This is a genomic window from Pseudomonas sp. PS02303 (genome assembly GCF_029959925.1).
GTDB lineage: Bacteria > Pseudomonadota > Gammaproteobacteria > Pseudomonadales > Pseudomonadaceae > Aquipseudomonas > Aquipseudomonas mandelii.
Map to the genome: position 1 here is coordinate 1 of NZ_JASCOM010000211.1, position 10,226 is coordinate 10,226.

Annotated in this window: 6 protein-coding genes; 5 read left to right on the forward strand and 1 reads right to left on the reverse strand. The window is 59.4% G+C overall.

The window, feature by feature from the left end; translation table 11 throughout:
* Positions 1-115 precede the first annotated feature (115 nt).
* Positions 116-1,495, reverse strand: a complete 1,380-nt coding sequence (locus QMX98_RS27605; protein ID WP_282411677.1) for an HD domain-containing phosphohydrolase — start codon at positions 1,493-1,495, stop codon at positions 116-118.
* Positions 1,496-1,754: 259 nt separating this feature from the next.
* Between QMX98_RS27605 and QMX98_RS27610 the strand changes: the two genes are divergently transcribed.
* The 5 genes from QMX98_RS27610 to QMX98_RS27630 are packed head-to-tail and all read left to right on the forward strand — an operon-like array spanning position 1,755 to position 10,138.
* Positions 1,755-4,049: an EAL domain-containing protein gene (locus tag QMX98_RS27610; protein ID WP_042932615.1), complete on the forward strand. Its 2,295-nt coding sequence runs from the start codon at positions 1,755-1,757 to the stop codon at positions 4,047-4,049.
* Positions 4,049-5,923 carry an EAL domain-containing protein gene (locus tag QMX98_RS27615; protein ID WP_077749826.1) on the forward strand — a complete coding sequence of 625 codons (1,875 nt, stop codon included), beginning with the start codon at positions 4,049-4,051 and terminating at the stop codon, positions 5,921-5,923. The genes QMX98_RS27610 and QMX98_RS27615 overlap by 1 nt, the downstream gene beginning before the upstream one ends.
* 44 nt (positions 5,924-5,967) lie before the next feature.
* On the forward strand, positions 5,968-6,927 hold the full coding sequence (locus QMX98_RS27620) for a cytochrome c peroxidase (RefSeq protein ID WP_010457733.1): 960 nt from the start codon (positions 5,968-5,970) through the stop codon (positions 6,925-6,927).
* The gene (locus QMX98_RS27625; RefSeq protein WP_010457736.1) at positions 6,924-8,735 is read left to right on the forward strand and encodes a DAHL domain-containing protein; all 1,812 of its coding nucleotides are present in this window, start codon (positions 6,924-6,926) and stop codon (positions 8,733-8,735) included. The genes QMX98_RS27620 and QMX98_RS27625 overlap by 4 nt, the downstream gene beginning before the upstream one ends.
* Positions 8,732-10,138 (forward strand): ATP-binding protein, encoded by a 1,407-nt coding sequence (locus tag QMX98_RS27630; RefSeq protein WP_010457738.1) that lies wholly within the window; start codon positions 8,732-8,734, stop codon positions 10,136-10,138. The genes QMX98_RS27625 and QMX98_RS27630 overlap by 4 nt, the downstream gene beginning before the upstream one ends.
* The last annotated feature ends 88 nt before the right edge of the window (positions 10,139-10,226 follow it).

Here is a 10,226-nt window from a genome sequence, read left to right on the forward strand (position 1 = left end):
GAGCGAGCCTGCTCGCGATAGCGGTCTTTCAGTCGACATCCATGGTGAATGTCAGGCCGTCTTCGCGAGCAGGCTCGCTCCCACAGGGGGTCAGCGTTGAGTCTTCCAAAGGGGGTCAGGGCTGAGCCTGGACTAGCGGATCCGCTTCGAGAAGCGCAGCCGCCACCTCCTCCGGCACTTTCACAAAAACGCTGTATTTCGCCCCTTCCATCGCTTCGAACGCGATCAGTTTCTCCACCAGCGGCCCGCTCAGCACCTTCCCCGCATTGAGCAACAGCATGCCGTTATCGGCATTGAGGTTGCGCGCCAGAATCATGCCGGTCGCCAGGTCCCGGGTCGTCAGTACCTTGACCGTCGGATCGGCCAGTGACACATCGCTCTGGTAGGCGGCGCAGACCTGAATGAAGTCCTCCACCAGATCAGGGTCGTAGAGACGACCGGCGTACTGGCGGATATAGACCAGGGCTTCATCGCTGTTCATCTGGCGCTCAAGGATCAGCCCACGCTGCAACTCGATGAAATCCACCGCCAGTTTCAGCCACCGCGCCCCGAGCGGAATCGCCTCGCCCTTGAGCCGGTCGGGGAAACCGGTGCCATCCCAGCGCTCCTGGTGGTGAAGGATCAGGCGCGCCGCATCCTTCATCGGATCGAGGGTCATCAGCAACGATTCGCTCTGCTTCGGATAACCGCGATAGCGTTCCTGATCGTTGTGGTGCAGCAAATCCGCAGGCGCGGTCATCATGCTGTCGGTCCAGCTCAGCTTGCCGATGTTGTAAAGCGCCGCGGCCATGGTCAGGTCGCGGGTACTGCCCTCGTCCACGCCATGGAGTTTGCAGTACACCCGCACCAGTTCGATGATCTGCCGGTTCGTCTGCTTGGCCGGTGGCAAACGCAGGTTGGCCAGCAGCGAGAACACCTCGGTGCCGGTGACATAGCTGTGTTTGAGCTCTTCGTAGGCCAGGTCGAGCATGTCGGCCGTCTGCTGCAGCTCGGCGGTGCGGGACGCGACGTGTTTCTCCAGGGTCGCGTTGAGCAACCTCAATTCTTCGTTTTGCTCCCAGGTCTCCTGCACCAGATGCAGGCGTTCGCGCTCGGAACGCTGGTAGGCGAGGGATTGTCGCAACGTCAGCAGCAATTCCTCATCGTGCCAGGGTTTGCTGATGTATCGGTCAATCTGCCCGTCGTTGATTGCTTTGACGATCATCGTCAGGTCGGCATAACCGGTCAGCAAAATGCGCAGCGTGTCGGGATGGCGCTGGTGAATGTGCGCCAGCAGCGTGGCGCCGTCCATGTTAGGCATGCGCGCATCGCTCATCACCAGGTCGACGGGCTGTTTCGCCATGATATCCAGGGCTTGCTCCCCGCTGGTGGCCAGCAATACTTCGTAGGGCTGGCCGCGCAAGAGCCGGCGCAGACTGTTGAGGATAGACTCCTCGTCGTCGACCAGCAGAATCGTGGGTTTATCGGCAAAAGTAGTGGGGAGTTGCTCTTCCATGGCATTACCTCAAGCAAAACGGGCGTCGTCGCGTCAATCATCAGCCAGAACATTCCGTTTCTGGCGCTGCCTGAGCTACAGGCTAGATGATTTCCAGCAACGCCCCTGGAAATGATTCGTTTCAGGCGACCGGGCGAAGTGCTGCACAGGCGACTATGCTCAGTTCACTCGGATCCACTTTCTGCGCTTGGCCACGTGATCAGGGAAAGGATGCCCCTATGAGCACACCGCACCACCACATTGCCACCGCTCCCGGCGTATGCCTATGAATACGCTGCTGGCACGAACCAACCGTCGGATACTTATCGTCGACGACACCGCGTCTATTCATGCGGACTTCATCAAGATCCTCAGCCCGCCATCGCCCGAAGACGACGACCTGATCAGCGCCGAAAAAGCCCTGTTCGGGACGCAAGCGACGGCAACCCTGCAAAGTTTCATGCTCGATTCGGCGTTTCAGGGGCTGGAAGCACTGGACAAGGTTGAACGAGCGCTGGCCAACGACCTGCCCTATGCGATGGCTTTCATCGACATGCGCATGCCGCCGGGCTGGGACGGCCTGGAAACCATCGAACGGCTGTGGCAGGTCGATCCCAAGCTGCAAGTGGCGCTGTGCACCGCTTATTCCGACTATTCCTGGGAAGACATCGATGAACGCCTGGAACTGGGCGATCGCCTGCTGATCCTGAAAAAACCATTCGATGCCATCGAAATCCGTCAGCTGGCCAGCGCCCTGACCGCCAAATGGCAAATGACCGAAGACGCCGAACTGAAGATGTCGTTGCTGGAACAGGCCGTGGAAGAACGCACCCGGGAGCTGTCCGACGCCAACATCATCGTGCAGAACAGCCCGACCATTCTGTATCGCCTGCGGGGCGAACCGTCGTTTCCGCTGATGTACATCTCCCACAACATCACCAAGTACGGTCATGTCGCGGCGAATCTGGTCGCCTCGGCCAACTGGGCCCGGGAGTTGATCCATCCCGACGACCAGCCGAAAGTCGACACGGCCATGGCCCGAGTGCTGGATCGCCATGCGGGCGGCGCGTCCATCGAGTTTCGGATGCGCACCGGCGACGGTGCCTGGCGCTGGGTCGAAAACCGCTATATTCCGGTGCGAGACGCCGAAGGACGTTTACTGGAAGTCGAAGGCATCATCATCGACGTCACTGAACGCAAGGTCGCCGAGGAGAAAATCGCCCTGCTGGCCCGCACCGACGGGCTGACGGGGCTGGCCAACCGTGCCACCTTGATCGAGCGCCTGCATCAGGCCTTCGCCGCTGCGCGCCGGGGTGCAACACCGTTCGCGATGTTCTACCTGGACCTTGACCACTTCAAACGCATCAACGATACCCTCGGTCATCCGGTGGGCGATCTGTTGCTGCAGGAAGTGGCCCGGCGCATCAAAGCCTGTGTGCGCGAAAACGACGTGGTCGCCCGCCTCGGCGGCGACGAGTTCGCCATCCTGCAACTGGACGTCAGCGACCCGACCCAGTCCGCGTCCCTGGCGGCCAAGGTCCGCGACGCATTGGTGCTGCCCTACTCCCTGGACGGCAATGACGTGCGGGTGTCGGTCAGCATCGGCATCAGCAGCTATTCGCCGCGCATCACCAGCGCCGACGGCTTGCTCAGCCAGGCTGACATGGCGCTGTATCGCTCCAAGGAAAAGGGCCGCAATCAGTATCACTTCCACTCCGAGGAGATCAATCAGGAGGTGGTCGAGCGCATGACCATCGCCAGCGAACTGCGCACGGCCATCGACCATGAAGAACTCGAACTCAGATACTGGCCGGAAGTCGACCTGAGCAGCGGCAAGATCCTCGGCATGGAAGCTCAGGTCTGCTGGAACCACCCCGAGCGCGGCTTGCTGGAAGCGTCGGCATTCCTGCCGGCCGCGGAAAAAACCGGCGCCATCATCCCCCTCGGGCACTGGGTGCTGGATCGCGCCTGCCAGCAAATGCGTCTGTGGCGCGACGAAGGCATGGCGCCCCCGGTGATTGCCATCAAACTGTCCCTGGCCCAACTGAAAAGCGGGCCCGAACTGATCTATGACGTACTGCGCACCACCGCGCGCTGGGAATTGTGCGCCTGGGACCTGCGCTTCGATGTCACCGAAGCCACCCTGGCCCAGACCAAATGGACCCACAACGACGTGCTGCCACGCCTGCGCGAGCTGGGGGTGAAGATCGCCATCGACGACTTCGGCACCGAATACTCCTCGTTCGACTACCTCAAGACCTACCAGGTCAATCACCTGAAACTCGCCCAGGCTTTCATCGACACCGCTGCCCGCGACCCGGCAAGTGCCAACACGTTGCGCGCAATCATCAATTTCGCTCGAGAAGTAGGGATCGGAATCATCGCCGAAGGTGTCGAAACCCAGGAACAGCGTAGTTCGCTGATGGCCACAGGCTCGCCAATGAACGCACAGGGTTACTTTTTCAGTAAAGCGGTCAGCAGCCAACAAGCCGCCCAGTTGCTCAAAGCCGGCAGCATCGTGCCCGCAAGCCACGGACCGATCCTGGACAACCCGCACGCCACGGAGGACAAGTGATGAAAACGTCGTCCGTCCGGACCAACCGGCGCATCCTGATCATCGACGACACGCCTTCGATTCATGAGGATTTTCGCAAGATCCTCGGCCCTGACTCTGAAGATGAGCAGACCCTGGCCGGCACGGAAGAGGCGCTGTTCGGCACGCAACAACCGGCCCGGCTGACCTTCCAGCTCGATTCCGCCTACCAGGGCCAGGAAGCCCTTGAGCTGGTCCAGCGGGCCCAGGCCGAAGGTCGCCCCTACGCCATGGCGTTCACCGACATGCGCATGCCGCCGGGTTGGGACGGGCTGGAAACCATCGAACAGCTCTGGAAGATCGACCCGCACCTGCAAATCGCGCTGTGCACCGCCTATTCGGATTACAGCTGGGAGGACATGGCTGAACGGCTGGAGTTCGGCGACCAGTTACTGGTGTTGAAAAAACCCTTCGACAGTCTGGAAATCCGCCAGATGGCCAGCGCCCTGACCTGGAAATGGCAGATGACCCAGGACGCGGAGACAAAAGTGCAAAGCCTGGAGCAAACCATCGAGGCGCGGGTCCACGAACTGCTCAAGGTGTCCCACCTGTTGCAATACGACGTCTTGACCGAGCTGCCCAACAGCACGTTGCTCGGAGATCGACTGAACCAGTCCCTGGCGTTGTCGCGCCGCCATGACAAGCAGCTGGCAGTGATGTTCCTGGGCCTTGATCGCTTCAAGCGCATCAACAATGCCCTGGGCCATCCGGCCGGTGACGAGATGCTTAAACGGGTCGGGCAAAGCCTGGTGTCCACGGTGCGCGAATCCGATTCGGTGTTTCGCTACGGCGCTGATGAGTTCGTGGTGATCCTCGCTGACATCCGCCATCCCCAGCAGACCAAAGGCATCGCCGAAAAACTCTTGAACGCCATTGGCACGACCCAGCACATCGCCGGCCATGACCTGAGCGTAACCGCCAGCCTGGGCATCAGCATCTACCCCGATGATGGCTTCGATGCGATCGCGCTGATCAAGAAAGCCGAAACCGCGATGCGTCACGTCAAGGAAAGCGGCCCCAACGACTTCCGCTTTTTCATTGAAGAAATGAACCAGCGCGCCCGGGACCAGCAGACCATCGAGTCGGGCATTCGCCTGGCATTGGAGCGGGACGAATTTGTCCTGCATTACCAGCCCAAGCTCGACCTGGGCACCGGTGAGGTAGTCGGCGCAGAGGCCTTGATTCGCTGGCAGAAACCGGGGCATGGCTGGGTCTACCCGTCGGACTTCATTGGCGTGGCCGAAGACAGCGGCTTGATCGTACCGTTGAGCAAATGGGTGCTGGCCCAGGCCTGTCGGCAAGCCTGCGCCTGGCAGGCGGCGGGGCTGCCGAGGCTGTGCATGTCGGTGAATGTGTCGGCCATCGACTTTCGCCAACGAGGCTTTGTCGAAGGCATTGAACAGGTCCTGAAACAAACCGGTCTGGACCCGTCATTGCTGGAGCTGGAAATCACCGAAGGCGTCCTGATGCAGAACGTCGATGCCACGGTCACCGCCCTGAACCGGATCAAGGCCATGGGGGTGCGGCTTGCCATCGACGACTTCGGCACCGGTTATTCCAGCCTGAGTTACCTGCGGCGTTTTCCCATCGATGTGCTGAAAATCGATCAGTCGTTCATTCGTGGCCTGAGCCGTGACATCAACGACGCAGCGCTGGTCAGCGCCATCATCAGCCTGGGCAAGAGCCTGAAACTGACCATCATCGCCGAAGGGGTGGAAACCCTCGAACAACTGGATTTCCTCAAGGCCCATCAGTGCGAGGAAGGCCAGGGCTACTACTTCAGCAAAGCCGTGGCGCCGGATGACTTCGTGCACTACCTGACGTCGGTGAAATCCCCTCCCCCTGCCGCCACATGACCGATAAGCAGCGACACACGGGCTATCCGCCAAGGAATTACAGGATGTCGCCATTTCTCTACCGCTTGCTCTTGATGCCTCTGCTCGGAGTCTGTCTGACGGCCAGCGGCGCGCCACTGGACGAACCACTCAAACCGCTGCCGGCCGTGCCGCAGCAAAACCCTCTGCGTGTCGAACTCGGTCGCCAGTTGTTCAACGAGCCACGTTTATCGGTCAACGGCAGCCTCTCGTGTGCCAGTTGCCATCGCCTGGAAAGCGGTGGCGCCGATAACAAGGCGTTTTCCATCGGTTTCAACGGTCAGCCAGTGGCGGTCAATACTCCGAGCGTGTTTAACGCCAGCCTGAACTTCCGGCAATTCTGGAACGGCCGCGCCGACACCCTGGAAACCCAGGTCCACGCCGTGGTGCAAAGCCCCAGTGAAATGGGCAGCAACTGGGAATACGTGGTGCAGACGCTGTCCGCCGACGCCGCTTATCGAACCGCGTTCGGCAACGCCTACCCGGACGGTGTGACCATGATCAATGTGCAAAACGCCCTGGCGACCTACGAGCGCACGTTGATCAGTGCCAACTCGCGTTTCGACCAATACCTGCTGGGCGACACCGACATTCTCACCCGCGAGGAGAAATACGGTTACCAACGCTTCAAGGATTACGGCTGTATCGCCTGCCATCAGGGAATCAATATCGGCGGCAACATGTTCCAGAAATTCGGGGTGATGGGCGATTACTTCAAGACACGAGGCAACCCGACCGACACCGACCTGGGCCGCTACCTGCTGACCAAGGACGAAGAGGACCGCTACGTGTTCAAGGTCCCGAGCCTGAGGAACGTCGCCGTGACCGCGCCGTACTTTCACGACGGCTCGGCCAAAACCCTCGAAGACGCCGTGGAGGTGATGTTCTCATTTCAACTGGGACGCATCCCCTCTGTCGAGGACAAGGTGCTGATCATCAAATTCCTCAAGACCCTGACCGGTGAATGGGAGGGCAAACCATTATGAAAATATCCCGCCGACGCAGTGTGGCACTCCTCGGTATCATGGCCCTGATACTGGCCTCGACACTGCTGTTTCTGTACCTCAAATCCAACTCCAATCAGACGTCGACCTACACCGAATCCCGGGATCTGATTTCCCGGATGAAACAGCTGAATGCGCAGTGGGAAACGGAAATCCTCAAGGCCAGGATTGCGATCAACCACAACTACGATCCGCTGGTCACACCGCTGACCGAGATGACGCTCCTGTGGGAACGGTTCGACACAATGTCGTCGAATCACAGCCGCAACACCTCGCCCGTCTGGTTGACCAGCCATGATGCGTACCTGAGCGCCTTCGAGGAAAAGATCCGGCTGGTTGAGCAGTTCAAGTCCCACAATGCTGTGTTGCGCAACTCACTGGCGTTTCTGCCGACCGCCGAAGACGACATTCAGGAACCCCTCGCCCAGTTGCAGGACGGCGACAAACTGCAACTGCAGAACATCGCCAACGACACCTATGACCTGGTACTCAGCACCATGGAGTTCGCCATGGTTACCTCTGACGACAAGGCCGCCGAAATCCTGGTGGGATTGAGCAAACTGAAAGTGAACAAACTGCGACTGCCGGAGGAGTTCCACAGTCCGCTGGATGTGCTCAATAACCATATTGAGCTCATTCTGCGTGAGCAACCGGTGGTCAACCGCTTGCTGGAAAACATCGAGGCGATTCCCGTGGCCGAGCGGCTGGACGGCATCACCGATCTGCTGAACAACGATCAGCAGCGCACCGATGCGGTCGACCAGCGTTATCACTTTTACATGCTGGTGTTTTCGGTGCTGCTGGTGCTGTTGCTGGTGTACCTGGCGATTCACTTGATGCGCAGTTTCACCGTGATCAATCGCGTCAACAAGGCCCTGAAAACCGCCAATGATGACCTCGAAAAACGGGTCGAAGAACGCACCCGCGAACTCAAGGATACCCAGAGCGAACTGCTGGACACCGCGCGCCAGGCCGGCATGGCGGAAATCGCCACCAATGTGTTGCACAACGTCGGCAACGTACTCAACAGCGTGAACATCTCCGCCGACCTGGTCAGCCGCAAACTGCGCAGCAGCAAGGCCCAGGGGCTGGGCAAGGCGATGCAGCTGATTAACGAGCATCAAGGCGACCTCGGGGCCTTTCTGACCCAGGACGCTAAAGGCAAATTGCTGCCCGGCTATCTGAATCAACTGGTCGACGCCATCGCGCTCGAACAACAAAGCATGACCGACGAACTCGCCCAACTGACCAAAAGCGTCGACCACATCAAGGACATCGTCGCCACCCAGCAGTCCTACGCTGGCGCCAACAGCCTGATGGAACCGCTGCACATCAGTGAACTGCTGGAAGACGCCCTGCGCATGAACTCCGGTGCCCTGACCCGGCACCACGTCACCGTGGTCAAGGAGTACAACGAGGTGCCGCAGGTCATGGGCGACAAACACCGATTGCTGCTGATCCTGATCAACCTCATCAGCAATGCCAAATACGCCATGTCCGACCTCAGCAATCGTCCGCGACAAATGACCCTGGGGGTGAAAATCGTCGAAGACTCCACCCTGCAAATCAGCGTCAAGGATGATGGCGAAGGCATCGCGCCGGAGAACATGACGCGCATCTTTGCCCACGGTTTTACCACCCGCAAGGAAGGCCACGGTTTTGGTCTGCACAGCTGCGCACTCGCGGCGATAGAAATGAACGGCCATCTCAGCGCCCACAGTGACGGGCCCGGCAAGGGCGCGCAGTTCACCTTGCAGATTCCGCTGAAAACCGTCCCGGAGGAGGCATGAGTGAGCATTCGAACCGACGCATTCTGTTGATCGACGACACACCGTCGATTCATGACGACTTTCGCAAGATCCTCACCCCGGTTCCGGTGGAGCACCTGGAACTGGACGAGATGGAAGCCACGCTGTTTGGCCGTGAAATCAAAACCACCACGGCCCTGTTCGAACTGGATTCGGCGTATGGCGGCCAGGAAGGCCTGGGCAAACTCACTCAGGCCTTGCAGGAAAGCCGGCCCTACGCCCTCGCGTTCGTCGACATGCGCATGCCTGAAGGCTGGGACGGCGCGCAAACCATCGAACATCTGTGGCAGGAAGATCCGCACCTGCAAGTGGTGGTGTGTACCGCGTATTCCGACTATTCCTGGGATGAGCTGTTGGACCGACTGCAAGCCCATGATCGGTTGCTGATCCTGAAAAAACCGTTCGACAACATCGAAGTCCAGCAGATGGCCAACACCCTGCTGACCAAATGGGAGATGACCGAACGCGCCTCCGTGCAGATGAGCCATCTGGAGCATCTGGTGGACCAGCGCACCACGCAGTTCAAACAGGCCAGCGAGGCGTTGCAGCGGGAAATCGACGAGCGCAAACAGCTTGAATCGCAACTGGTGCAATCGGAAAAACTCGCGTCCCTGGGGCAATTGGCGGCCGGCGTTGCCCATGAAATCAACAACCCCATCGGCTTCATTTCTTCCAACCTTGGCAGTCTTGATGGCTACTTCAAGCAACTGCAAGACATGCTCGATGCCTATCGCGAGGCCGAAGAGGCGATTGCTTCAAATGAGGTGATCGAGCGGCTTGGTCAGTTACGGGAACGCATCGAACTGGAATTTCTGCGCGAGGACATTCCATTGCTGATCAAGGAATCCAAGGAGGGCATCAACCGGGTGGGGCAGATCGTCAAGGACCTGAAGGACTTCTCCCGGGTGGACTCCAACCAGGAATGGCAGTGGACCAATCTGCAACAGGGCATCGAATCGACCTTGAACATCGTCGCCAATGAACTCAAGTACAAGGCCGATGTGCTGAAGGAGTATCAGCCATTGCCCGACATCGAGTGCCTGCCATCGCAAATCAACCAGGTGATCATGAACCTGATCGTCAACGCGTCCCAGGCGATGGGCCCACAGCGGGGTACCATCACCCTGCGCACCGGGTTTGAGGGTGAACGGGTGTGGATTGAGGTGGCCGACACCGGCTCCGGTATCGCGCCGGACAGCCTGCAGAAAATCTTCGATCCGTTCTTCACCACCAAACCGGTGGGCCAGGGGACAGGGCTTGGGTTGTCCTTGTCCTATGGCATCGTCAAGAAGCACCGGGGGGATATTTCGGTGCGCAGTGAAGTGGGCGTGGGCAGCACGTTCCGAGTCGAACTGCCCGTGCACCAGACACACTCAGCCACCTGAACACCGTAATAAATGCAGGAGTGAGCCTGCTCGCGATGGCGGTATGTCAGTCGCCCTTGATGTTGACTGACATGGCCCTATCGCGAGC

What these genes read in the sequence shown, in the direction of transcription:
- QMX98_RS27620 (WP_010457733.1), top strand. Translation starts at nt 5,968, where the DNA reads ATGTCGCCATTTCTCTACCGCTTGCTCTTGATGCCTCTGCTCGGAGTC.
- QMX98_RS27625 (WP_010457736.1), top strand. Translation starts at nt 6,924, where the DNA reads ATGAAAATATCCCGCCGACGCAGTGTGGCACTCCTCGGTATCATGGCC.
- QMX98_RS27610 (WP_042932615.1), top strand. Translation starts at nt 1,755, where the DNA reads ATGCCTATGAATACGCTGCTGGCACGAACCAACCGTCGGATACTTATC.
- QMX98_RS27630 (WP_010457738.1), top strand. Translation starts at nt 8,732, where the DNA reads ATGAGTGAGCATTCGAACCGACGCATTCTGTTGATCGACGACACACCG.
- QMX98_RS27615 (WP_077749826.1), top strand. Translation starts at nt 4,049, where the DNA reads ATGAAAACGTCGTCCGTCCGGACCAACCGGCGCATCCTGATCATCGAC.
- QMX98_RS27605 (WP_282411677.1), bottom strand. Translation starts at nt 1,495, where the DNA reads ATGGAAGAGCAACTCCCCACTACTTTTGCCGATAAACCCACGATTCTG.